Here is a 23,949-nt window from a genome sequence, read left to right as displayed (position 1 = left end):
CGGCCCGGAAGGGCTGCTGGACGCCGGCTAGCGAGTTCTGGAAACGCTGAGTTTTTGGAACACCGTCAGCCTGCTACAGTGGAACACCTCGCGGAGAGCCAAGCGCGCTCAATCCACCGCTTCCAGCAGGAAGCGCAAGGATTTGACGCCCAAGAGCGAAGCGAGTAACTTTGAAGGGTTGCCCCGAACGCCGGCCGGAAGGTCAGCGGATGGTGCGCGTCCGAACCTTGAGAACTCAACAGCGTGTCAAAAATCGATGCCAATTACCTCGTCTCGAGGTGGCAGCGAACCAGGCCAAAGGTCTGGGGATGCCGTCACGTCGAACGAAAATCCTTTGGTTGACAATGAATTTCTAGCAATAGCTAGTTGTTCTTGCTCAGTCAGTGAAACAACCCTTCTTGGGTAGCAGTTTCGTGGTCCTCGGATCACGAGCTAAACATCAATGGAGAGTTTGATCCTGGCTCAGGACGAACGCTGGCGGCGTGCTTAACACATGCAAGTCGAACGGTGAAGGTGGGAGCTTGCTCCTACCGGATCAGTGGCGAACGGGTGAGTAACACGTGAGTAACCTGCCCCAGACTCTGGAATAACCCCGGGAAACCGGAGCTAATACCGGATACGAGACGAAGCTGCATGGCTATCGTCTGGAAAGTTTTTCGGTCTGGGATGGACTCGCGGCCTATCAGCTTGTTGGTGAGGTAATGGCTCACCAAGGCGACGACGGGTAGCCGGCCTGAGAGGGCGACCGGCCACACTGGGACTGAGACACGGCCCAGACTCCTACGGGAGGCAGCAGTGGGGAATATTGCACAATGGGCGAAAGCCTGATGCAGCGACGCCGCGTGAGGGATGACGGCCTTCGGGTTGTAAACCTCTTTCAGCAGGGAAGAAGCGAAAGTGACGGTACCTGCAGAAGAAGCACCGGCTAACTACGTGCCAGCAGCCGCGGTAATACGTAGGGTGCGAGCGTTGTCCGGAATTATTGGGCGTAAAGAGCTTGTAGGCGGTTTGTCGCGTCTGCCGTGAAAATCCGAGGCTCAACCTCGGACTTGCGGTGGGTACGGGCAGACTAGAGTGTGGTAGGGGAGACTGGAATTCCTGGTGTAGCGGTGAAATGCGCAGATATCAGGAGGAACACCGATGGCGAAGGCAGGTCTCTGGGCCACTACTGACGCTGAGAAGCGAAAGCATGGGGAGCGAACAGGATTAGATACCCTGGTAGTCCATGCCGTAAACGTTGGGAACTAGGTGTGGGTCTCATTCCACGAGATCCGTGCCGCAGCTAACGCATTAAGTTCCCCGCCTGGGGAGTACGGCCGCAAGGCTAAAACTCAAAGGAATTGACGGGGGCCCGCACAAGCGGCGGAGCATGCGGATTAATTCGATGCAACGCGAAGAACCTTACCAAGGCTTGACATATGCGAGAACGCTGCAGAGATGCAGAACTCTTTGGACACTCGCATACAGGTGGTGCATGGTTGTCGTCAGCTCGTGTCGTGAGATGTTGGGTTAAGTCCCGCAACGAGCGCAACCCTCGTTCTATGTTGCCAGCACGTAATGGTGGGGACTCATAGGAGACTGCCGGGGTCAACTCGGAGGAAGGTGGGGATGACGTCAAATCATCATGCCCCTTATGTCTTGGGCTTCACGCATGCTACAATGGCCGGTACAAAGGGCTGCGAAACCGCGAGGTGGAGCGAATCCCAAAAAACCGGTCTCAGTTCGGATTGGGGTCTGCAACTCGACCCCATGAAGTCGGAGTCGCTAGTAATCGCAGATCAGCAACGCTGCGGTGAATACGTTCCCGGGCCTTGTACACACCGCCCGTCAAGTCACGAAAGTCGGTAACACCCGAAGCCGGTGGCCCAACTCTTTGAGGGGGAGCCGTCGAAGGTGGGACTGGCGATTGGGACTAAGTCGTAACAAGGTAGCCGTACCGGAAGGTGCGGCTGGATCACCTCCTTTCTAAGGAGCACTGGTCGCGAAAGCGATCCAGAGCCTGGTCTGTAGGCGTACGTCCTACACCAGGAGCTCAAGGGTGGAACATCGATTATTTGGCGCTGACACCGACTCGTGTCGCAAGTACAAGTCAGGTCCTCGGACCTGGCAGTGGAACGCAATCGAGAGGGTGCCGGCGCCTGACACGTTGTTGGGTCCTGAGGGCTTCGGGCGAAAGCTTGAACCTCAGGCCGGTAGATCGGCCAGGACCCTCCCCACGGATGAACCGCCGCACGGTGCTGTTGTACAGCGACCAGCGGTAGGCACCGACACCGGGGAGGGGCCGCCCGTACCTTGAGAACTACACAGTGGACGCGAGCATCTTTGTAAACTCAAGTTTATAAGGGCAAACGGTGGATGCCTTGGCACCAGGAACCGAAGAAGGACGTAGGAATCTGCGATAAGCCTCGGGGAGTCGATAACCAGACTGTGATCCGAGGATTTCCGAATGGGGAAACCCGGCTGGAGGCAAGTCCAGTCACTCCCGCCTGAACACATAGGGCGGGTAGAGGGAACGTGGGGAAGTGAAACATCTCAGTACCCACAGGAAGAGAAAGCAACCGCGATTCCGTGAGTAGTGGCGAGCGAAAGCGGAAGAGGCTAAACCGATCATGTGTGATAGCTGTCAGGCGTTGCATGGTCGGGGTCGTGGGACTTTTCGGTCAGGACTGACATCCTGACATGGAGTCAAAAATTCGCGTTATAGTCGAAGGGCATTGAAAGGCCCGGCACAGAGGGTGCGACCCCCGTAGACGAAATGACGCGAACTCCAGAGAAGTATCCCAAGTAGCACGGGGCCCGAGAAATCCCGTGTGAATCTGGCGGGACCACCCGCTAAGCCTAAATATTCCCTGGTGACCGATAGCGGACAAGTACCGTGAGGGAAAGGTGAAAAGTACCCCGGGAGGGGAGTGAAATAGATCCTGAAACCGTTTGCCTACAATCCGTTGGAGCCTCCTTGTGGGGTGACAGCGTGCCTTTTGAAGAATGAGCCTGCGAGTTAGTGCTCAGTGGCGAGGTTAACCCGTGTGGGGAAGCCGTAGCGAAAGCGAGTCCGAATAGGGCGATTTAGTCGCTGGGTCTAGACCCGAAGCGGAGTGATCTACCCATGGCCAGGTTGAAGCGACGGTAAGACGTCGTGGAGGACCGAACCCACTTAGGTTGAAAACTGAGGGGATGAGCTGTGGGTAGGGGTGAAAGGCCAATCAAACTCCGTGATAGCTGGTTCTCCCCGAAATGCATTTAGGTGCAGCGTCACGTGTTTCTTACCGGAGGTAGAGCTACTGGATAGCTAATGGGCCTCACCAGGTTACTGACGTTAGCCAAACTCCGAATGCCGGTAAGTGAGAGCGTGGCAGTGAGACTGCGGGGGATAAGCTCCGTAGTCGAGAGGGAAACAGCCCAGACCACCATCTAAGGTCCCTAAGCGTGTGCTAAGTGGGAAAGGATGTGGAGTTGCATTGACAACCAGGAGGTTGGCTTAGAAGCAGCCACCCTTTAAAGAGTGCGTAATAGCTCACTGGTCAAGTGATTCCGCGCCGACAATGTAGCGGGGCTCAAGCACACCACCGAAGCTGTGGCATTGACACTTTGCCCGGCCGTGACATCTGAGGATCCACGGTCCAAGCGTGTTGATGGGTAGGGGAGCGTCGTGTGGCCAGGGAAGCGGCGGAGTGATCCAGCCGTGGAGGCCACACGAGTGAGAATGCAGGCATGAGTAGCGAATGACGGGCGAGAAACCCGTCCGCCGAATAACCAAGGGTTCCAGGGTCAAGCTAATCTGCCCTGGGTAAGTCGGGACCTAAGGCGAGGCCGACAGGCGTAGTCGATGGACATCCGGTTGATATTCCGGAACCGGCGAAGAACCGCCCATGACGAACCTAGTGATGCTAAGCGCCTGAAGCTCGATGACGTCTTCGGACTGATTCGAGTGGAGCGCGCGACCCGATCTAGTACTAGTCAAGCAATGGAGAGACGCAGGAAGGTAGCCTCCGCGTGGCGATGGTAGTCCACGTCCAAGGGTGTAGGGAGTGAGGTAGGCAAATCCGCCTCACACATATCCTGAGACCTGATAGTGACCGCGTATGCGGGAAGAGGGTGATCCTATGCTGCCTAGAAAATCTTCTAGCGAGGTTCGAGCCGCCCGTACCCCAAACCGACTCAGGTGGTTAGGTAGAGAATACCAAGGCGATCGAGTGAATCATGGTTAAGGAATTCGGCAAAATACCCCCGTAACTTCGGGAGAAGGGGGGCCCTGATCGTGACGGCACTTGCTGCCCGAGCGTGATCGGCCGCAGAGACCAGGGAGAAGCGACTGTTTACTAAAAACACAGGTCCGTGCGAAGTCGCAAGACGATGTATACGGACTGACGCCTGCCCGGTGCTGGAAGGTTAAGAGGACCGGTTAGTTCTTCGGAGCGAAGCTGAGAATTTAAGCCCCAGTAAACGGCGGTGGTAACTATAACCATCCTAAGGTAGCGAAATTCCTTGTCGGGTAAGTTCCGACCTGCACGAATGGCGTAACGACTTCTCCACTGTCTCAACCATGAACTCGGCGAAATTGCACTACGAGTAAAGATGCTCGTTACGCGCAGCAGGACGGAAAGACCCCGGGACCTTTACTACAGCTTGGTATTGGTGTTCGGTACGGCTTGTGTAGGATAGGTGGGAGACTTTGAAGCCGGCACGCCAGTGTCGGTGGAGTCAACGTTGAAATACCACTCTGGTCGTTCTGGATATCTAACCTCGGTCCGTGATCCGGATCAGGGACAGTGCCTGGTGGGTAGTTTAACTGGGGCGGTTGCCTCCTAAAAGGTAACGGAGGCGCCCAAAGGTTCCCTCAGCCTGGTTGGCAATCAGGTTTTGAGTGTAAGTGCACAAGGGAGCTTGACTGTGAGAGAGGCATCTCGAGCAGGGACGAAAGTCGGGACTAGTGATCCGGCGGTGGCTTGTGGAAGCGCCGTCGCTCAACGGATAAAAGGTACCCCGGGGATAACAGGCTGATCTTGCCCAAGAGTCCATATCGACGGCATGGTTTGGCACCTCGATGTCGGCTCGTCGCATCCTGGGGCTGGAGTAGGTCCCAAGGGTTGGGCTGTTCGCCCATTAAAGCGGTACGCGAGCTGGGTTTAGAACGTCGTGAGACAGTTCGGTCCCTATCCGCTGTGCGCGTAGGAAACTTGAGAAGGGCTATCCCTAGTACGAGAGGACCGGGATGGACGAACCTCTGGTGTGTCAGTTGTTCTGCCAAGAGCACGGCTGATTAGCTACGTTCGGAAACGATAACCGCTGAAAGCATCTAAGCGGGAAGCGTGCTTCAAGATGAGGTTTCCATGGACTTCGGTCCGAGAGGCTCCCAGCTAGACTACTGGGTTGATAGGCCAGACGTGGAAGTGCGGTAACGCATGTAGCTGACTGGTACTAATAAGCCGATAACTTGACTAACAAAGATGTTACGCGTCCACTGTGTGGTTCCCGAGATACGGTCGGGAATCGATTGAAATCTCCATAGAGTTTCGGCTGTCATAGCGAAGGGGAAACGCCCGGCTCCATTCCGAACCCGGAAGCTAAGCCCTTCAGCGCCGATGGTACTGCACTGGTGACGGTGTGGGAGAGTAGGACGCAGCCGGACATACTTTCAAAAGGGCCATCCCACTCGGGATGGCCCTTTTGCATTGTCTTTTGCGAGGCATTGTCTTTTGCCAGGCACTGTCGAATGCAGTGTCGGAAAGACAGTGCCGCGGTCGCGCCGTGGTGCCGGCTGGCGCGGACCACGGTGTCCCGGCACAGCCACAGTCCGTAGACTGCACACGATTACTGCACAGCGAGGAGCAAACGTGCCCGAGAACCAGCCAGGCCGAGGTGGCCAGAACCGTCGACCCGCATCGGGTGGTGGTCGTCCTCCCGGTGCAGGTGGTGGGCGCTCCTCCGGCCCCCGTCGAGACGGTGGCGCGAGCGGCCGCGGTGACGGCCCGTCGCGTGGCGGTCGCGGTGGCTCGGGTGGTCGACCGGAGCGCGGTGGCGCCGGACGCGGCGACCGGCGCGATGGCGGGCCCGGCGGCGGCGCCGACGGCAGGACGACCGGTCCGCGGCTGGCACCCAAGAAGCCCAAGCTCCCCGAGCCGCGGATCGCCGACGGCGTGACCGGCAAGGAGCTGGACCGCTCGGTCCACCAGCAGCTGCGCACCCTGAGCAAGGAGAACGCCGAGGGGGTGGCCCAGCACCTGGTCATGGTCGCGGCGCTGCTCGAGGTCGACGACCTGGAGAGCGCCGAGGCGCACGCCGAGACGGCGGTCCGTCGGGCCGGTCGGGTGCCCGCAGCCCGCGAGGCCCTCGGTCTGGTCGCCTACCGCAAGGGCGAGTGGGCCCGGGCGCTCAGCGAGTTCCGCACCGCGCGCCGGCTGAGCGGTTCCTCGCACCTGCTGGCGCTGATGGTCGACTGCGAGCGTGGCCTGGGCCGTCAGGAGCGAGCCCTCGAGCTCGCGATGTCGCCCGAGGCCAAGACGCTGGCCGTCGAGGACCGCGTCGAGCTGGCCATCGTCATCTCCGGCATCCGTCGTGACCTCGGGCAGCTCGAGGCCTCCCAGCAGGCCTTGCAGATCCCGCAGCTCAAGGGTTCGGCCCGCAAGCCGTGGTCGGCCCGGTTGTCCTACGCCTACGCCGAGGCCCTGCTGGCGCTCGGGCACGACGACGACGCGCGCGACTGGTTCGCGCGCGCCGCGGACGCCGACGACGAGCTGGAGACCGACGCCGCGGAGCGACTGGCCGAGCTCGACGGGGTGATCCTCACCGACCTGCTCGACGGCGAGGAGGACGACGACGAGGGCGACGTCGCCCCGGCCCAGGGCGCCGCGCCCGGTGGCGATGCCCGCTAGCGGGCCCCACCTGGTCGACCGGTATGCCGCGGTGGTCTGTGACCTCGATGGCGTGGTCTACCGGGGTCCGGACGCGGTGGAGCATGCCGTCTCGGCCCTGTCCGCCCTGACCGTCCCGATCGTCTACGCCACCAACAACGCCTCGCGACCGCCGGACGAGGTCGCGGGACACCTCACCGACCTCGGGTTGCACGTGCGGGCGCGCGATGTCGCGACCAGCTCGCAGGCCGGCGCGGCGGTCCTGCGCGACCTCGTGCCGGCGGGCTCGAAGATCCTCGCGATCGGGGGGATCGGGGTGCGGGAAGCGTTGCAGCACCAAGGGTTCGAGGTCGCCACCCCCGAGCAGACGCGCGAGGCGCTCGACCACGTCGTGGCCGGCGTGCTCCAGGGGTATGGCGCGGCCGTCACCGCCGCTGACCTGTCCGAAGCGGCGTATGCCGTGGCGGCCGGCGCCGTCTGGGTCGCCACGAACACCGACGCGACCCTGCCGACCCACCGGGGCACCGCTCCGGGCAACGGCACCCTGGTGGCCGCGGTCCAGCGGGCCACCGGGCAGGAGCCGAGAGTCGTCGGGAAGCCGTACGCCCCGCTCTACGAGCTGTGTGCTGCCCGGCTGGAGGAAGCCCCGGCCCGGGTGCTGGCCGTGGGAGACCGGCTCGACACCGACATCGCCGGGGCGGTGGCAGCAGGCATGGACTCGGCGCTCGTGCTGACCGGCATCGACTCGGTGACCACGCTGGTGTCCGCGCCGGCAGCGATGCGACCCACCTACCTGCTCGAGGACCTGCGGTCGCTGTCCGCCGCATACGTCCCCGCCGAGACCGACTACTCCTGGTGGGTCTGCGGGCAGGACCGGCGGCGCGTCGTCGATGGAGCCTGGGAGGTGGCCTCGAAGGGGACCACCATCGAGGCCGCCCGCGCTGGCGTGGCGTGCCTCCACGAGGCCCTGGACCTCGGCGACCTGGACGACGACGCGGTGCAGCGGCTCGTTCCCGAGATCGACGCATGGCAGTAGCGTGAGGGGCGCGAGCGACCCCCCGCCGCTTCATCGAGGAGGACCTACCGTGGCTTTCGAATCCGTGCGCAGCTACATCCAGCTCGCCAGCGGGCTGGGCGAGATGACCAAGGCCAAGGCGATGGACGCAGCGCAGGGCCTGCTGGCCCTCCCCGGCGCGGACGAGGTGACCCGGCGGGCGGTGCAGGCCTCGACGCTCGCCGACCAGCTCCTCGAAGCCGCCCGGGCCAACCGGGCCAACCTGCTGACCCTCATCCAGAGCGAGGTCGAGTCGGCACTCAAGAAGGCTGACGTCGCCCGCGTCGCGGACGTCGATGCGGCCCGCACCGCCCTGACCACGGTCACCAAGGAGATCGCCGAGCTGCGGGCGCTCCTGCTGGCGACCGGCGCCTCCGCCGTGGCCGGCGCGTCCCGCAGCTCGATCGGCCGGGCGGTCGGCGGCTCCGGAGCGATCTCCACCAGGGTGCGGCCTTCCGCCCCCGCAGCCGCACCGGCGGCACCCGCCACGAACTCAGCCCCTGCGAAGAAGGCGGCGGCGAAGAAGGCCGCCCCTGCGAAGAAGGCGGCGGCGAAGAAGGCCGCGCCGGCGAAGAAGGCTGCACCTGCGAAGAAGGCTGCACCTGCGAAGAAGGCTGCACCCGCGAAGAAGGCTGCACCCGCGAAGAAGGCTGCACCCGCGAAGAAGGCTGCAGCCACGAGGGCGGCCAAGAAGACCACCGCCACGAAGACCACGGCGAAGAAGGCAGCGCAGTGAGCGACGAAGACCCGACCAACGACCCCACCGTGGACGACGACGCCGTGGACGAGCAGGCTGCCCCGTCGTCGGGTGCTGCCGTCGCCCACGCCTCCCGGCACGACAACCCCACCGACCGGGCCGAGTCGCTCGGCACCGGTCTGGGTGACCAGGCGACCGGCGACATCGTCATCGACTCGGCCCTGCAGGACCTGCAGGACGCTCCCACCGACGACCTCGATGCGCAGATCGACGCAGGTCAGCGCGTGCAGCAGACCCTCCAGGCCCGGCTGTCCGACCTCGGCGGCGAGTGAGCGACTCCACACCGCGCGACCCGACGCCGCGCGACTCCGCGCCGCGTGACCCGGTCCGGCTCGATCTCGAGCTCGTCCGGCGCGGCCTGGCCCGGTCGCGGGGCCACGCTCGCGCGCTGGTCGACGCCGGTGACGTCACCGTCGACGGCAAGCCGGCCCCGAAGCCCTCGCTCCCCGTCACCCCCGGCCAGGTCGTCGAGGTGCGCGAGGAGGGGCCGCGCTGGGTGAGCCGCGCGGCATACAAGCTGCTGGGGGCGCTGGAGACGTTCGGGCCCCGGGGACTGGTGGTCACCGGCAGGCGCTGCCTCGACGTGGGCGCCTCGACCGGTGGGTTCACCCAGGTGCTGCTGCACCACGGGGCGTCCCACGTCATCGCCCTCGACGTCGGGCACGGTCAGCTCGTCCCCGCGCTGGCCGACGACCCACGGGTCACCGACCGGTCGCGCACCACCGTCCGCGACCTGCGGGCCGGTGACCTCGGGGGAGCGGTGGACCTGCTCGTCGCGGACCTGAGCTTCATCTCTCTGACGCTGGTGCTCGAGACCTTCCGAGGCCTGCTGACCGACGAGGGTGACGCCGTGGTGCTGGTCAAACCCCAGTTCGAGGTCGGCCGCACCCGACTGGGCAAGGGCGGCATCGTCCGGGCGCAGGGTGACCGCGCGTGGGCGGTCACTGAGGTCGCCCGTGCGGCGGTGGCCGCCGGCCTGCACCCCCAAGGCCTGGCCCGCAGCCCGATCGAGGGCGGTGAGGGCAACGCGGAGTACCTGCTCTGGCTGACCCCCCGCGACGCGCAGTCGATGGGATGGGAGGCTCTGGTGAGGGCCGCCGACGACGTGACCGAGCCATGACTGACCTCGAAGGGACACCAGACCGTGGGGAGAACACCATGAGTTCAGGGAGCACCGACCCGGGCAGCAGCACGCCGGGTCGCAGGATCCTGCTCGTGGCGCACCCGCGCCGCCAGGAGGCGCAGGACCTGGCGACCGCCGTGGTCGAGCGCCTGCACGCCGCAGGCATCGAGGTGGTCGTCCAGCGGGACGAGGCCACCGCCGTCAACCTGGCCGAGCACCCGGGCGTCACGCTGGTCGACGACGGGGACGCTGCGGCGGAGGGCTGTGAGCTGGTCTGCGTGCTCGGCGGTGACGGGACCATCCTGCGCGGCGCCGAGGTGTCGCGGGGGACCGGCGCCCCGCTGCTGGGCGTGAACCTGGGCCACGTGGGCTTCCTCGCCGAGGCCGAGCGCGAGGACATCGACGCCACCGTCGAGCACATCGTCGCCAAGACCTACTCGGTCGAGGAGCGGATGACCCTCGAGGTCACGGCGCACGTCAACGGCGACCCGGTCTACACGAGCTGGGCCCTCAACGAGGTCACCGTCGAGAAGGCCAACCGCGAACGCATGCTCGAGGTCGTGGCGGAGATCGACGGCCGACCGCTGACCACCTGGGGTTGCGACGGCGTCGTGGTCGCCACCCCGACCGGGTCGACCGCCTACGCCTTCTCGGCCGGTGGCCCGGTCGTCTGGCCGGACGTCGAGGCCCTCCTGCTGGTGCCGATCAGTGCGCACGCCCTGTTCGCCCGACCGCTCGTGCTCGGCCCCAGCTCGCACCTCGCCCTCGAAGTGGTGCCCGACACCTTGGGCACCGGCGCACTCTGGTGCGACGGTCGCCGCGCGGTGGACCTGCCCCCGGGCGCACGGATCGAGGTCGTGCGCTCCCAGACGCCGGTGCGGCTGGCCCGGCTCAGCACCTCACCGTTCACCGACCGGCTGGTGGCCAAGTTCGACCTGTCCATCCACGGGTGGCGCGGTGAGGCCCGTCGCGAGGACGCGGCCCGGGTCGCAGAGGTCCCGCCGCCGGCCTGACCGCCAGCCGCACTGCCGGCCGCACCGCCAGCCTGACCGACCCGGTCGGCCCTGCGTGAGAGGCTGTGCCCGTGCTGTCCGAACTGAGGATCCAGGGACTCGGCGTCATCGACGACGCCGTGCTCGACCTGCACCCGGGGCTCAACGTCGTCACCGGCGAGACCGGCGCAGGCAAGACCATGGTCGTCACCGGACTGGGGCTGCTCCTGGGTGCCCGGGCCGACGTCGGCCTGGTGCGGTCCGGTGCCGGTAGTGCCGTGGTCGAGGGCCTCGTCGACGTCGCCAGCGACCACCCCGCCGCCCTGCGCGCGGCCGAGGCGGGCGCCGACGTGACCGACGGGCTGGTCCTCGTGCGCTCGGTCAGCGCCGAGGGCCGGTCCCGCGCCCACGTCGGGGGCCGCTCCGCCCCGGTGGGGGTGCTCGGCGAGATCGGCGAGCACCTCGTGGCCGTGCACGGCCAGGCCGACCAGTGGCGCCTGCGCCAGAGCGACCAGCACCGCGCCGTCCTCGACCAGTTCGGCGGAGCACCCCTGCAGAAGGCCCTGCTGGCCCACACCGACGTCTACGACGCCCACCAGGCCGCGGCCGCCGAGCTCGCCGACCTGCGCGAGCAGGCCCGCGACCGCGCTCGCGAGATCGAGGTGCTCCAGCACGGCCTCGAGCAGCTCGAGCAGGTGGACCCCCAGTCGGGGGAGGATGCCGAGCTCCGCGTCGAGGACGAGCGGCTCGGCCATGCCGAGGGACTGCGCGGTGCCGCCGCACTGGCGCACGACCACCTCGCCGGGGCGGGGGAGTATGCCGCGGAGCCGGCGCCCAGCGTCGTCGAGCTGATCGCCTCGGCCCGCCAGGCCCTCGCGGGCGAGGTCGACCACGACCCTGCGCTGCGCGAGCTGGACCGCCGGATGGCGGATCTCGGCTACCTGGCGGCGGACCTCGCGGCCGACCTGAGCAGCTACCTGTCCGACATCGAGGTCGACCCGGCCCGGATGGCCTGGGTCCAGCAGCGCCGGGCCGACCTCACGGCCCTGACCCGCAAGTACGGCGAGACCATCGACGACGTGCTGGCCTGGGGCAAGGCGTCGGCCCAGCGACTCGACGCCCTCCTCAACTCCGACAGCCGGATCGAGGCCCTCGAGCCCGAGGTGGCCCGGCTCGACGCCGAGCGCAGCACCACGGCGCAGGCCCTCGGCAAGGCCCGCCGCACTGCGGCCAAGCGGCTCGCCTCCGCGGTGACCGGTGAGCTCGCCCACCTGGCGATGGGGCAGGCGACCGTCGACGTCGCCGTCACCCCACGGCCGGCCGGCCTGGCCCGGCACGGCGGCGACGACGTCGAGATCCTGCTCGCGGCCAACCCCGGGAGCCCGGCCCGCACGGTCGCCAAGGCGGCCTCCGGCGGTGAGCTGTCCCGCGTCATGCTGGCGCTCGAGGTCGTGACCGGTGCTGCCGGCGGCAGCGACGTCCCCACCTTCGTCTTCGACGAGGTCGACGCCGGGGTCGGGGGAGCGGCAGCCCTGGACGTCGGCGCGCGGCTGGCCGCGCTGGCCCGCCACGCGCAGGTCGTCGTCGTCACCCACCTGCCCCAGGTCGCGGCATACGCCGACCGCCACCTGGTCGTCCGCAAGGCCAGCGACGGGCACATCACCTCCAGTGGGGTGCACGCGCTCGACGGCGAGGAGCGGCTGCGCGAGCTCGCCCGCATGATGGCCGGGGTCGACTCGGGCACCGCCCTCGACCACGCCCGCGAGCTCGTCGAGGAGACCAGGGCCCGTCGGGCCACCGCGGTCCACACCTGATCGGTGCGCACCCGTCGCCGGTGGGTGCGCGCATGACGCAGGTCCCACCCGCGTGGGCCGTGCGGCACACCCCTTGCCCCATGGGAGGATGGCCAGGATGCCTTTGAAGTTCACCCGCCAACGTGCCCGCGACCCCGAGACCCCGGGGGTGCGCGGTGTGGTGCGCGTGGACGCCCGCACCAAGAACCTCACCAAGCGGCTCAAGCCCGGCGAGATCGCGGTCATCGACCACCAGGACATCGACAAGGTGAGCGCGGAGGCCCTGCTGGCCTGCCGACCCGCCGCCGTCATCAACGCCGCTCCGTCGATCTCGGGTCGCTACCCCAACCTCGGTCCCGAGATCCTGGTCGACGCGGGGATCCCGCTGATCGACGACGTCGGCAAGGACGTCATGCACGACCTCGCCGACGGCCAGCTCGTGCGGATCGACGGCGACCAGATCTGGGTCGGCGACGAGGTGGTGGCCAAGGGACAGGCCTTCGACCACGAGCTCGTGCAGTCCTCGATGACCGAGGCCAGGGCCGGACTCGCGGTCCAGCTCGAGGCGTTCGCGGCCAACACGATGGAGTACCTGCGCCGGGAGCGCGAGCTGCTGCTCGACGGCGTCGGCGTCCCTGACATCACCACCAAGATCGATGGTCGGCACGCGCTGATCGTGGTGCGCGGCTACCACTACAAGGAAGACCTGCGCATGCTCCGCAGCTACATCCGCGAGTACCGCCCGGTGCTCATCGGGGTCGACGGCGGTGCCGACGCCCTTCTCGAGGTCGGCCTCAAGCCCGACATGGTCGTGGGCGACATGGACTCGGTGTCCGACGCGACCCTGCGCTGTGGTGCCGAGATCGTGGTGCACGCCTACCGCGACGGCAACGCCCCCGGTCTGGAGCGCGTCCACCGGCTCGGGATCGAGCCGGTCGTCTTCCCGGCCACCGGGACGAGCGAGGACGTCGCGATGCTCCTGGCCGACGACAAGGGGGCCGAGCTGATCGTGGCCGTCGGCACGCACGCAACGCTCGTCGAGTTCCTCGACAAGGGCCGCAGCGGCATGGCCAGCACCTTCCTCACCCGGCTGCGCGTGGGCGGCAAGCTCATCGACGCCAAGGGTGTCAGCCGGCTCTACCGCTCCCGCATCTCCAACCTCGCCCTGACGCTGATGCTGCTGGGGGGACTGAGCGCACTGTTCGCGGCGCTCTGGTCCACCACCGGTGGGCGCGCGTTCCTCCAGGTGCTCGGCGCCCGGTGGGACGACCTCTGGTCCTTCGTCGTAGGAATCGTCACGTGATCGACTTTCGTTACCACCTCGTCTCCATCGTCTCGATCTTCATGGCCCTCGCCGTGGGGATCGTGCTCGGTGCCGGTCCGCTCAAGGAGGACATCGGCAACACCCTCACCTCCGAGGTGAAGAACCTGCGCGCCGACAAGGCCTCCCTGCGCAGCGAGCTCGACGCCGCGGAGAAGGGGACCGCGGCTCGCGACGAGTTCACCTCGGCCAGCAACCGGAGCCTGCTCGCGGAGCGGCTCAAGGACACCACGGTGACCCTGGTCGTCCTCCCCGGCGCCGACCCCAACCTCGTGAAGTCCACGCAGGGCACGCTCGCCTCGGCAGGCGCGGTGGTGGGGTCCACGATCTCGGTGCAGGACAACTGGGTCGACCCCGAGAAGGCAGCCTTCCGCGCCACCCTCGGCCAGCAGCTGGCCAGCCAGGTGGGGGTCCCCATCGACCAGACCGGGAGCGACGTCGTCGATGCCGTGCTGGCCCGGTCGGTGCTCGCCAAGGCCGGGTCCACGGCCGCGGGTGCCGCGTCGGCGCTCGAGGCGCTGCGTACCGGTGACCTGATCCGCTACACCCCCGACAACGTCAAGGTCGCCTCGATCGCCGTGGTCGTGGCCGGGGCCGTGACCGGCTCGGACGCCGCCGCGCGCGAGGACCGCGCGACCGGCCTGAGCCACCTCGCGGGGGCGCTCGACGAGGCCGGGGCGGGCGCGATCCTGGTGGCCCCGAGCGTCAGCCCCAGCGCCACGAACACCACGTCCGTAGTCACCACCTCGCGCGACGACAGCGACCAGTCCAAGGTCCTGTCCACCGTCGACGACGCCGAGCTCCCGATGGGGCAGGCGAGCATGGTGTTCGGGCTGCTCGAGCAGGAGGCGGGCAAGTCCGGGCAGTACGGTCTCGCCTCCGACGCGACCGCGGCCTTCCCCCAGCTGGCGACCAAGTAGCCGCCGTGCGCGCACTCGTGTCCGGTGCCGTTGCCGGGGCGCTCGCCGCCTCCGCCCTGCGCCTGCTGCGGGACCGCCCACCGGGCGGCACCGACACGTGGGACCGCACCAACCATGCGGGTCGCACGGTCACGCTCCTCGAGGGTCCCGCGTATGCCGTGGGGGCCGCCGGTGCCGCGGCGCTCCTGGGTGCCGGCCCGGGGCCGGTGGTGGCGGCCGGGTCGTCCGCGGCGTTCGGCGCGCTGGACGACCTCAGGGGCGACTCGAGCAGCAAGGGCCTCAAGGGGCACCTCGGCGCGCTGGCCCGCGGTGAGGTGACGACCGGTGCGGTCAAGATCCTCGGCCTCGGGGTGACCGGACTGGTGTCCGCGGCCCTGATCGACCGCCGGGACCCCAGCCGTACCGCGGCGGACACGCTGGTCGGTGGTGCGGTCATCGCGGGGTCGGCCAACCTGCTCAACCTGCTCGACCTGCGTCCCGGACGGGCGCTCAAGGCGACCATGGTCCTCGGCGCCCTCACCGCCACCTCGTCCCGGAGCGCACCGGCCGCCGGCGCCGCCGTGGGTGCAGCGGCCGGCCTGCTCGGACCCGACCTGGCCGGGGAGGCCATGCTCGGCGACACCGGCGCGAACAGCGCCGGCGCGCTGCTCGGCGCCGCCCTGGTGCAGCGCACCGGCCGGCGCGGTCGATGGGTCGCGCTGGCCGCCCTGACCGCCCTGACGCTCGCCTCGGAGAAGGTCTCGTTCACCCACGTCATCGAGTCCACTCCCGGCCTGCGCGAGCTCGACGCCCTGGGTCGTCGATGACCGCGGTGTCGTCGGTAGTGCGGTGTCGTCGATGACCGCGAGGACGGTCGGCACGTCGGTCGCCAAGGCCGCTGCGCTCATCGCCGTCGTGACGCTGTTGGCCCGGCTCGCGGGCTTCGGGCGCACCATCGTGTTCTCGCGCACCGTCGGTGCGGGCGGGGTGGGTGACACCTACCAGACGGTCAACATGCTCCCCAACGTCGTCTACGAGGTCGCCGCGGGTGGCGCCCTCGCCGCCGTGGCCGTGCCGCTGATCGCGAGCCAGCTGGGCGCGGGCCGCCGTGCGGATGCCGACCGGACCGCCTCGGCCCTGCTCACCTGGGCAGTCGCCGTCCTGGTGCCGCTGTCGGTGCTGCTGGCGCTGACCGCGCCGTGGCTCAGCGACGCCCTGCTCGGCGACTCGACCGTCCCCGGAGCCGCCGAGCTCGGGACGACGATGCTCCTCGTCTTCGCGCCGCAGGTGGCCCTCTACGGGGTCGGGGTCGTGCTGGCCGGCGTGCTCCAGGCGCACCGCAAGTTCCTCGCCGCAGCGCTGGCCCCGCTGCTCTCGAGCCTCGTCGTCATCGCCGCGTACGTCGGCTACCGGCTGGTCGCCGAGCCGGGGACGTCGCCCGCCGACCTCTCCGCCAGCGCGACCTGGGCGCTCGCCGGCGGCACCACCCTCGGTGTCGTCGTGCTGAGCCTGCCGCTGCTGGTGCCGGCGGTGCGGGCCGGGGTCCGGCTGAGGCCCACGTTCAGCTTCCCCGAGGGGGTGGCCCGCCGGGCCGGCTCGCTGGCCGGCGCCGGCGTCATCGCGCTGGTGGCGCAGCAGGCCGCCGTCGCAGCCACGCTGTGGCTGACCCACGCCCCGCGCACCGTCGACACCGGCGTCGTCAACGTCTACACCTACGTCCAGGCCGTCTACCTGCTCCCGTACGCCGTGCTGGCCGTCCCGATCGCGACGTCCGCCTTCCCGGCACTGGCGCACACGAGCGCCGCCGAGGAGCTGAAGAAGCAGGTCGGGACCTCCGCGCGCGACACCCTGGCCGCAGCGCTGCGGGGGATCCTGCTGCTCACCGCGGGGGCGGCCACCGTGCTGATGGCGGTCTCGCGGCCGGTGGGGGTCTTCTTCTCCTCGTTCGACAGCGCGGCCCGCTCCGGAGGGGGAGCGGCGCTGGCCGCCCTGCCCGGGGCCCTGTCGGCGTACGCCCCCGGCCTGGTCGGGTTCTCGGTCGCCGCCCTGCTGACCCGCGCTCTCTACGTGCGGGGTCGTCCGATCCACGCCGCGCTGGCCGTGGCGGCGGGCTGGTCGCTGGCCGCCCTGATCCCCGTGGCCCTGATCCCGGAGGGCTCGGTCGCCGGCACGACGCTCGGCATCCTCGGTGTCGGGTCGACGGTCGGGATGACCGTGTCGGCCGCCGTGCTCGCCCTGCTGGTGCGCAGTGCCTGGGGGCCGGAGGCAGTCCAGGGGTCGGGCCGCACGCTCGGTGCGGCCGTCGTCGCCGCCGCCGTGGGGCTCGCCGTGGGTGACACGGTCGCCCGTGGCCTCTCGCCGGACACGCTCTGGTCGGCGCTCGGCAGTGGCCTCCTGGTCGGGCTGGTGACCCTGCTGGCCTACCTCGGCGTGATGATGGTCGCCGACCGCAAGGCCATGACGGCGCTGCGCGAGCGCGGCCGGGCCCGGCGCAGGGGGACCTCCGCGTGAGGGTGGTGATGCTGCTGGGTCGCAGCGCGGGCGGGATCGGCACCCACGTGGCCGACCTCACCGCCGACCTGCGCGCCCTCGGCGACGACGTCACCGTGGTGACCGACGCCTCGACCGCCGCCCGGTTCGACCTGCCCGGGGCGCGACCGTGGTGGCCGAGCCGGGCCTCCGGTGTCCTCGGCTCGCTCCGGGACCTGCGTCGGCTGCGCGGACTCGCGCGTGGGGCGGACGTGCTGCACGCCCACGGCCACCAGGCGGGTCTCGTCGCGGTCGTCGCTGCGGCGGGCACGGGCACGCCGGTCGTCGTCAGCCAGCACAACGCAGTCCTGGGTGGTGGGGCGCGACGCCGCGTCCTCGACCTGGTCCAGCGCCTGGTCGCCCACGAGGCCACCTTCGTCACCGGGGCCAGCAGCGACCTCGTCGCCGAGGCGCGACGGCTGGGCGCCCGCGATGCCCGCCTCGCCGAGGTGCCCTCCCCGCGGGTCCCCGACCTGCTCACCGCGACGCCACTGCCTGACGCGGAGCGGCGTTTGCTGGTCGCAGAACTGTTGCAGGAGAACGGGATCGGGCCGTTGACCTCCGACACGCCGCTCGTGCTGACCATCGCCCGGATCGCCCCGCAGAAGGACCTCGACACCCTGGTCGATGCGGCGCGGGTTTCGTTCCAATGGGGTGAGAAACCTGCAGGAGGGGCTGTGTGGGTGGTCGTCGGGGGTGGCGACGAGGGCCTGCGCGCAGCCCTGATGCGGCGGATCCGCGACGACGGACTCCCCGTGCACCTCGTCGGCCCCCAGCCCGACCCTGCCCGGTGGCTGCGCGCGGCCGACGTCTTCGTCCTGCCGAGTCGCTGGGAGGCGCGGGCCCTGGTCGTCCAGGAGGCGATGGCGGCCGGCCTGCCCGTGGTGGCGACGGACACCGGGGGACTGCCCGACCTCGTCCGCGGGATCGGGACCCTGGTGCCGGTCAACGACCCGACCCGGCTCGCCGAGGCGGTCGAGGCGTTCCTGCGCGACCCGGCCGCGCGGCATACCGCCTCGGTGAAGGGGCGCGAACGCGCCACATCGTGGGACGACGGCACGGCGACGGCGCGTCGCTGGCACGAGTGGTACTCAGGCATGCTCGGAATGACGTAGGCTTGAACCCCGTGGTGGAGCAGACGAAACACATCTTCGTAACCGGGGGCGTTGCCTCCTCACTCGGCAAGGGCCTGACGGCCTCAAGCCTCGGACATCTGCTCCGGGCCCGCGGTCTGCGGGTCACGATGCAGAAGCTCGATCCCTATCTCAATGTGGATCCGGGCACGATGAACCCCTTCCAGCACGGCGAGGTCTTCGTGACCGACGACGGTGCGGAGACCGACCTCGACATCGGTCACTACGAGCGGTTCCTCGACAGCAACCTCGTGGGCAAGGCGAACGTCACGACCGGGCAGATCTACAACCAGGTCATCGCCAAGGAGCGGCGGGGGGAGTACCTCGGCGACACCGTCCAGGTCATCCCGCACATCACCAACGAGATCAAGGAACGGATGCGGGCGCAGGCCGCCGGCAGCCCCGGGGTCAAGCCGAGTGAGGCTCCCGACATCATCATCACCGAGATCGGCGGCACGGTCGGCGACATCGAGTCCCTGCCGTTCCTCGAGGCAGCCCGGCAGGTGCGCCACGACGTCGGGCGGGACAACGTGTTCTTCCTGCACGTCTCGCTGGTGCCCTACCTCGCCCCGAGCGGCGAGCTGAAGACCAAGCCCACCCAGCACTCGGTGGCCGCGCTGCGCCAGGTCGGCATCCAGCCCGACGGCCTCGTGCTGCGGGCCGACCGTGAGATCCCCGACGGCATCAAGCGCAAGATCTCGCTGATGTGCGACGTCGACACCGAGGCCTGCGCCGCGGCGGTCGACGCCCCGAGCATCTACGACATCCCGAAGGTGCTGCACAAGGAGGGCCTCGACGCCTACGTGATCCGCCGGCTCGGGCTCAACTTCCGCGACGTGAACTGGCACGACTGGGACGAGCTCCTGCGTCGCGTGCACAGCCCGGAGCACACCGTCGAGATCGCGTTGGTCGGCAAGTACATCGACCTGCCCGACGCCTACCTCTCGGTCACCGAGGCGATGCGCGCCGGCGGGTTCCACCACGACGCCAAGGTCTCGATCCGCTGGGTCGCCAGCGACGAGTGCCAGACCGAGTCCGGCGCGCAGAAGGCGCTCGGCGGGGTCGATGCGGTGCTGGTGCCCGGTGGGTTCGGCGTGCGTGGCATCGAGGGCAAGCTCGGGGCCCTGAAGTGGGCCCGCGAGCGCCAGGTGCCCACGCTCGGCATCTGCCTCGGCCTGCAGTGCATGGTCATCGAGTACGCCCGGAACGTCGCGGGCATCGAGGGCGCCAGCTCGACCGAGTTCGACCCGAACACCCCGGCCCCGGTCATCGCGACCATGGAGGAGCAGAAGGCCTTCGTCGAGGGGGCGGGTGACCTCGGTGGCACCATGCGGCTCGGTTCCTACCCGGCCAAGCTGACCGAGGGCTCGGTCGTCGCCGAGGCCTACGGCGCGGTCGCCGTCGACGAGCGGCACCGGCACCGCTACGAGGTCAACAACAGCTACCGCGAGGAGCTCGAGGCCGCCGGCCTGGTCTTCTCCGGGCTGTCCCCGGACAAGAACCTCGTCGAGTTCGTCGAGCTGCCCCGCGAGGTGCACCCCTACTACGTCTCGACGCAGGCCCACCCGGAGTTCAAGTCGCGCCCGCACCGGGCCCACCCGCTCTTCGCCGGCCTCGTGGAGGCCGCGATCGACGCCCAGCGCGCCGCGCGCCTCGTCGAGGTGGAGCGCCCGCGCAGCACGGCGGACGCCACGGCGTGACGCAGGAGTCCGAGGGGGAGGAGCTGGCCGACCGCTACGCCGACCTCCCCGTGCGGCACTCCGAGGTGGCGATGCACGGCCTCGTCTGGGACGTCGTCCGCGACCGCGTCGACCTCGGCGCAGCCGGCGAGGTCACCCGTGAGTACGTCCGGCACACCGGCGCGGTGGCCGTGGCGGCCCTCGACGACCAGGGCCGGATCTGCCTCATCCAGCAGTACCGCCACCCCGTGCGGGCGTACGAGTGGGAGATCCCCGCCGGGCTGCTCGACGTCCACGGTGAGCCGCCGCACGTCGGTGCCGCTCGCGAGCTGCACGAGGAGGCCGACCTGGTGGCCGGCACGTGGCACGTGCTCGCCGACTACGTCAGCTCGCCCGGCGGCCTCGACGAGGTGCTGCGGATCTACCTGGCCCGCGACCTCACCGCGGTGCCCGACCACGATCGCCATGAGCGTGACGGCGAGGAGCTGGGTATGCCGCTGCGCTGGGTGAGCCTCGAGGAGGCCCGCGACGCGTTCCTCGCCGGACGGGTGCACAATGCCACCCTCGGCATCGCCGTGCTCGCCGCCCTCGCGGCGCGGGACCAGGACTGGGCCACCGTGCGACCGGTGGACGCGCCCTGGCCCGGCCACCGCGCGTAGGGTCGGTCGCATGTTTCTCGAGAACCTCGTCTTCGATGCTGCCCAGCCCCAGGTGCGGGGGCACTTCTGGGAGCAGGCCCTGGGCACGCAGACCCTGACCGACGAGCCCGACATCGTCGAGACCCGGCTGTCGGTGGACGGCGGGCCGACCCTCGACCTCTGCTTCCAGCAGGTCTCCGACCCACGGCTGCCCTCGCCCCGGCTCCACCTCGACCTGCACGCCGGTGGCGACCAGGCCGCCACCGTGCAGCGGCTGCTCGACCTCGGCGCCACCCCCCTCGACATCGGTCAGGGCGACGCGCCCTGGGTGGTGCTGGCCGACCCCGAGGGCCACCCGTTCTGCGTGATGGAGGAGCGCGAGGCCTACCGGGACACCGGCCCGATCGCGGCGATCCCGGTCCTGGGCGACGACCCGGCGCGCGACGCGGCGTTCTGGGCGGGGCTCACCGGCTGGCAGGAGTACGCCGGCACGGCGCCCCAGTCGCTGCGTGACCCCTCGGGCCGCGGTCCGATCCTGGAGTTCCTCGTGGCCGACGAGCCCAAGGCGGGCAAGAACCAGCTCCACCTCGACCTGCGGCTCGAGGCCGGGGACGACCTGGCCGCCGTGCTCGAGCGGGTCGAGGCCCTCGGCGCCGTGCGGATCGACCACGACTGGGGCGACCTGCCGTGGACCTCGCTCCAGGACCCCTCCGGCAACGAGTTCTGCTTCCTCCCGTCGAGTTCGTCGTGAGCGCGTTCGGGGTGGTCGCCCACGACCCCGCCTGCGCCGACGCCTGCCCGTGCGGCACCGGCCTGACCTACGCGGCGTGCTGCCGTCCGTTGCACGAGGGTGTGGCCCACGCCGACTCCGCGGTGCGGCTGATGCGCAGCCGGTACAGCGCCTACGTCGTCCACGACGCGGCATACCTCCTGCGCACGTGGCACCCGCGCACCCGGCCGAGCGAGCTGGACGCGTCCGGCGGCCCGGCCTGGCAAGGACTGACCGTGCTCGAGACCGCGGACGGCCGCGACAGCGACTCGGTCGGGGAGGTGGAGTTCGAGGCGGCCCACGCCGACGGCGTGCTGCACGAGCGGAGCCGGTTCGTGAAGCGAGCCGGGCGCTGGGTCTATGTGGATGGCGACGTCGGCTGACGCCCTGAGCGCACCGACAACCGATTCGTATGCCGCGTGGGCCGGTCCGTAGGATGGCCGGGTTCACCACCCGACTGAAACGAAGGATCTCTCGTGCTCCGCACCCATGAGGCCGGCACCCTGCGTGCCGACCACGCCGGTCAGACCGTCACGCTCACGGGCTGGGTCGCTCGTCGGCGCGATCACGGCGGAGTGGCTTTCCTCGACGTGCGCGATGCCAGCGGGATCGTCCAGGTCGTGGCGCGGGACGAGGTCCTCACCGGTGCGGCGCACGACCTGCGCAACGAGTACTGCATCCGGGCGACCGGCGAGGTCGTGGCCCGCAGCGAGCACAACGTCAACCCCGACCTGCCCACCGGTGAGGTCGAGGTCGTCGCGAGCTCGATCGAGGTCCTCAACGCCTCGGCGCCGCTGCCGTTCCAGATCGACGAGCGGGTGACGGTCGGCGAGGAGGCGCGTCTCAAGCACCGCTACCTCGACCTGCGTCGCCCCGGGGCCTCCTCGGCGGGCGCGGCCATCCGGCTGCGCTCGCGGGTCAACGCGGCCGCTCGGTCGGTGCTCGGCGCGCGTGACTTCGTCGAGATCGAGACGCCGACCCTGACCCGCTCCACGCCCGAGGGCGCCCGCGACTTCCTCGTGCCCGCACGCCTGGCGCCCGGCTCCTGGTACGCCCTGCCGCAGAGCCCCCAGCTGTTCAAGCAGCTGCTCATGGTCGCCGGCATGGAGCGCTACTACCAGATCGCGCGCTGCTACCGCGACGAGGACTTCCGCGCCGACCGCCAGCCCGAGTTCACCCAGCTCGACATCGAGATGTCGTTCGTCGAGCAGGCCGACGTGCTCGAGCTCGGCGAGGAGATCGTCAAGGAGGTCTGGAAGCTGATCGGGGTCGAGCTGCAGACGCCGTTCCTCCAGATGACCTATGCCGACGCGATGCGCCGGTTCGGCTCCGACAAGCCCGACCTGCGGTTCGGGAACGAGCTGGTCGAGTGCACCGACTACTTCGCCGACACGCCGTTCCGGGTGTTCCAGGCCGAGTACGTCGGCGCCGTCGTCATGCCCGGTGGGGCCTCGCAGCCGCGCAAGCAGCTCGACGCCTGGCAGGACTGGGCCAAGAGCCGCGGCGCCAAGGGCCTGGCCTACGTGCTGGTCCAGGAGGACGGCACCCTCGGTGGCCCGGTCGCCAAGAACCTCAGTGACGCCGAGCGCGACGGCCTCGCCGGCCACGTCGGTGCCCAGCCCGGCGACTGCGTCTTCTTCGGCGCCGGCCCCACCAAGTCCTCGCGCGCCCTGCTCGGTGCGGCCCGGCTGGAGATCGGCCGTCGCTGCGAGCTCATCGACGAGGACGCCTGGTCGTTCCTCTGGGTGCTCGACGCCCCGCTGTTCGAGCCGTCGTCCGAGGCGGTCGCCGCCGGTGACGTGGCCGTCGGTGCCGGCGCCTGGACCGCGGTGCACCACGCGTTCACCTCGCCCAAGGCCGAGTTCCTCGACAGCTTCGACACCGACCCGGGTCCGGCGCTCGCGTACGCCTACGACATGGTCTGCAACGGCAACGAGATCGGTGGCGGGTCGATCCGTATCCACCGCCGCGACGTGCAGGAGCGCGTGTTCGCGGTGATGGGCCTGTCCGAGGAGGAGGCGCAGGAGAAGTTCGGCTTCCTGCTCGACGCCTTCGCCTTCGGCGCGCCGCCGCACGGTGGCATCGCGTTCGGCTGGGACCGGATCGTCTCGCTGCTCGCCGGCACCGAGTCGATCCGCGACGTCATCGCCTTCCCCAAGTCCGGTGGCGGCTACGACCCGCTGACCGCGGCACCCGCGGCGATCACGCCCGAGCAGCGCAAGGAGGCCGGCGTCGACGCCGAGCCCGAGCCCGCCGAGGCGAAGGTTGGCGCCGGGGCCTGAGCCCCACCACACCCGATCGGTATGCCGCCCGCTCGCCCGAGCGGGCGGCATACCCATCTCTGGTTGGCCGGGAAGTCGGCCAACTGCCCGAGACCACGGGACGCGGAGGCTCGTGACCACTCGGAAGTC

At 69.1% G+C, this 23,949-nt stretch carries 17 protein-coding genes and 3 rRNA genes; all 20 read left to right on the top strand.

Going from position 1 to position 23,949, the window contains the following annotated elements; genetic code table 11:
* Nucleotides 1-439: 439 nt before the first annotated feature.
* The 20 genes from ASG91_RS14565 (at nt 440) to aspS (ending at nt 23,820) form a co-directional block, all read left to right on the top strand.
* Nucleotides 440-1,965 (top strand): 16S ribosomal RNA (locus ASG91_RS14565).
* Nucleotides 1,966-2,328: 363 nt separating this feature from the next.
* Nucleotides 2,329-5,442, top strand: a 23S ribosomal RNA gene (locus ASG91_RS14560).
* Between the two features lie 70 nt (nt 5,443-5,512).
* A 5S ribosomal RNA gene (gene rrf, locus ASG91_RS14555) occupies nt 5,513-5,629 on the top strand.
* The 16S, 23S and 5S rRNA genes sit together here, the layout of an rRNA operon.
* A gap of 205 nt (nt 5,630-5,834) precedes the next feature.
* The gene (locus tag ASG91_RS14550) at nt 5,835-6,872 is read left to right on the top strand and encodes a lipopolysaccharide assembly protein LapB (protein ID WP_235545648.1); all 1,038 of its coding nucleotides are present in this window, start codon (nt 5,835-5,837) and stop codon (nt 6,870-6,872) included.
* Nucleotides 6,862-7,887, top strand: coding sequence for an HAD-IIA family hydrolase (locus ASG91_RS14545; RefSeq protein WP_056923773.1), 1,026 nt, complete (start codon nt 6,862-6,864; stop codon nt 7,885-7,887). The genes ASG91_RS14550 and ASG91_RS14545 overlap by 11 nt, the downstream gene beginning before the upstream one ends.
* Before the next feature lie 49 nt (nt 7,888-7,936).
* Nucleotides 7,937-8,641 carry a hypothetical protein gene (locus tag ASG91_RS20720; RefSeq protein ID WP_157606368.1) on the top strand — a complete coding sequence of 235 codons (705 nt, stop codon included), beginning with the start codon at nt 7,937-7,939 and terminating at the stop codon, nt 8,639-8,641.
* Nucleotides 8,638-8,934 carry a hypothetical protein gene (locus ASG91_RS14535; protein ID WP_056923372.1) on the top strand — a complete coding sequence of 99 codons (297 nt, stop codon included), beginning with the start codon at nt 8,638-8,640 and terminating at the stop codon, nt 8,932-8,934. The genes ASG91_RS20720 and ASG91_RS14535 overlap by 4 nt, the downstream gene beginning before the upstream one ends.
* Nucleotides 8,931-9,782 carry a TlyA family RNA methyltransferase gene (locus ASG91_RS14530; protein WP_056923371.1) on the top strand — a complete coding sequence of 284 codons (852 nt, stop codon included), beginning with the start codon at nt 8,931-8,933 and terminating at the stop codon, nt 9,780-9,782. Before ASG91_RS14535 ends, ASG91_RS14530 begins: the two co-directional genes overlap by 4 nt.
* Before the next feature lie 38 nt (nt 9,783-9,820).
* Nucleotides 9,821-10,798, top strand: a complete 978-nt coding sequence (locus ASG91_RS14525; protein ID WP_056923370.1) for an NAD kinase — start codon at nt 9,821-9,823, stop codon at nt 10,796-10,798.
* 71 nt (nt 10,799-10,869) lie between these two features.
* Nucleotides 10,870-12,591: a DNA repair protein RecN gene (gene recN, locus ASG91_RS14520; RefSeq protein ID WP_056923772.1), complete on the top strand. Its 1,722-nt coding sequence runs from the start codon at nt 10,870-10,872 to the stop codon at nt 12,589-12,591.
* A gap of 97 nt (nt 12,592-12,688) precedes the next feature.
* Nucleotides 12,689-13,873: a putative cytokinetic ring protein SteA gene (gene steA, locus ASG91_RS14515; protein ID WP_056923369.1), complete on the top strand. Its 1,185-nt coding sequence runs from the start codon at nt 12,689-12,691 to the stop codon at nt 13,871-13,873.
* On the top strand, nt 13,870-14,811 hold the full coding sequence (locus tag ASG91_RS14510) for a copper transporter (RefSeq protein WP_056923368.1): 942 nt from the start codon (nt 13,870-13,872) through the stop codon (nt 14,809-14,811). The genes steA and ASG91_RS14510 overlap by 4 nt, the downstream gene beginning before the upstream one ends.
* 5 nt (nt 14,812-14,816) lie before the next feature.
* Nucleotides 14,817-15,617, top strand: a complete 801-nt coding sequence (locus ASG91_RS14505) for a hypothetical protein (RefSeq protein ID WP_056923367.1) — start codon at nt 14,817-14,819, stop codon at nt 15,615-15,617.
* Between the two features lie 31 nt (nt 15,618-15,648).
* Entirely contained in the window at nt 15,649-17,301 is a 1,653-nt protein-coding gene (gene murJ / locus ASG91_RS14500) for a murein biosynthesis integral membrane protein MurJ (protein WP_056923366.1), read from the top strand.
* On the top strand, nt 17,298-18,434 hold the full coding sequence (locus ASG91_RS14495; protein WP_235545646.1) for a glycosyltransferase family 4 protein: 1,137 nt from the start codon (nt 17,298-17,300) through the stop codon (nt 18,432-18,434). The genes murJ and ASG91_RS14495 overlap by 4 nt, the downstream gene beginning before the upstream one ends.
* 11 nt (nt 18,435-18,445) lie before the next feature.
* The gene (locus ASG91_RS14490; RefSeq protein WP_056923771.1) at nt 18,446-20,152 is read left to right on the top strand and encodes a CTP synthase; all 1,707 of its coding nucleotides are present in this window, start codon (nt 18,446-18,448) and stop codon (nt 20,150-20,152) included.
* Nucleotides 20,149-20,790: an NUDIX hydrolase gene (locus ASG91_RS14485; protein ID WP_056923364.1), complete on the top strand. Its 642-nt coding sequence runs from the start codon at nt 20,149-20,151 to the stop codon at nt 20,788-20,790. The genes ASG91_RS14490 and ASG91_RS14485 overlap by 4 nt, the downstream gene beginning before the upstream one ends.
* A 10-nt stretch (nt 20,791-20,800) precedes the next feature.
* On the top strand, nt 20,801-21,520 hold the full coding sequence (locus ASG91_RS14480; RefSeq protein ID WP_056923363.1) for a VOC family protein: 720 nt from the start codon (nt 20,801-20,803) through the stop codon (nt 21,518-21,520).
* Nucleotides 21,517-21,921, top strand: a complete 405-nt coding sequence (locus ASG91_RS14475; RefSeq protein WP_200961331.1) for a YchJ family protein — start codon at nt 21,517-21,519, stop codon at nt 21,919-21,921. Before ASG91_RS14480 ends, ASG91_RS14475 begins: the two co-directional genes overlap by 4 nt.
* 93 nt (nt 21,922-22,014) lie before the next feature.
* Nucleotides 22,015-23,820: an aspartate--tRNA ligase gene (gene aspS, locus ASG91_RS14470; RefSeq protein WP_056923362.1), complete on the top strand. Its 1,806-nt coding sequence runs from the start codon at nt 22,015-22,017 to the stop codon at nt 23,818-23,820.
* Nucleotides 23,821-23,949 lie beyond the last annotated feature (129 nt).

The organism is Phycicoccus sp. Soil802 (assembly GCF_001429605.1).
In the GTDB taxonomy this organism is placed as follows: Bacteria; Actinomycetota; Actinomycetes; order Actinomycetales; family Dermatophilaceae; genus Pedococcus.
This window is presented reverse-complemented; position numbering and strand designations above follow the sequence as displayed.

Bases quoted from the DNA above. Each gene is read 5' to 3' on its own strand.
- ASG91_RS14545 (WP_056923773.1), top strand. From the start codon at position 6,862: ATGCCCGCTAGCGGGCCCCACCTGGTCGACCGGTATGCCGCGGTGGTC.
- ASG91_RS14525 (WP_056923370.1), top strand. From the start codon at position 9,821: ATGAGTTCAGGGAGCACCGACCCGGGCAGCAGCACGCCGGGTCGCAGG.
- ASG91_RS14480 (WP_056923363.1), top strand. From the start codon at position 20,801: ATGTTTCTCGAGAACCTCGTCTTCGATGCTGCCCAGCCCCAGGTGCGG.
- murJ (WP_056923366.1), top strand. From the start codon at position 15,649: ATGACCGCGAGGACGGTCGGCACGTCGGTCGCCAAGGCCGCTGCGCTC.
- steA (WP_056923369.1), top strand. From the start codon at position 12,689: ATGCCTTTGAAGTTCACCCGCCAACGTGCCCGCGACCCCGAGACCCCG.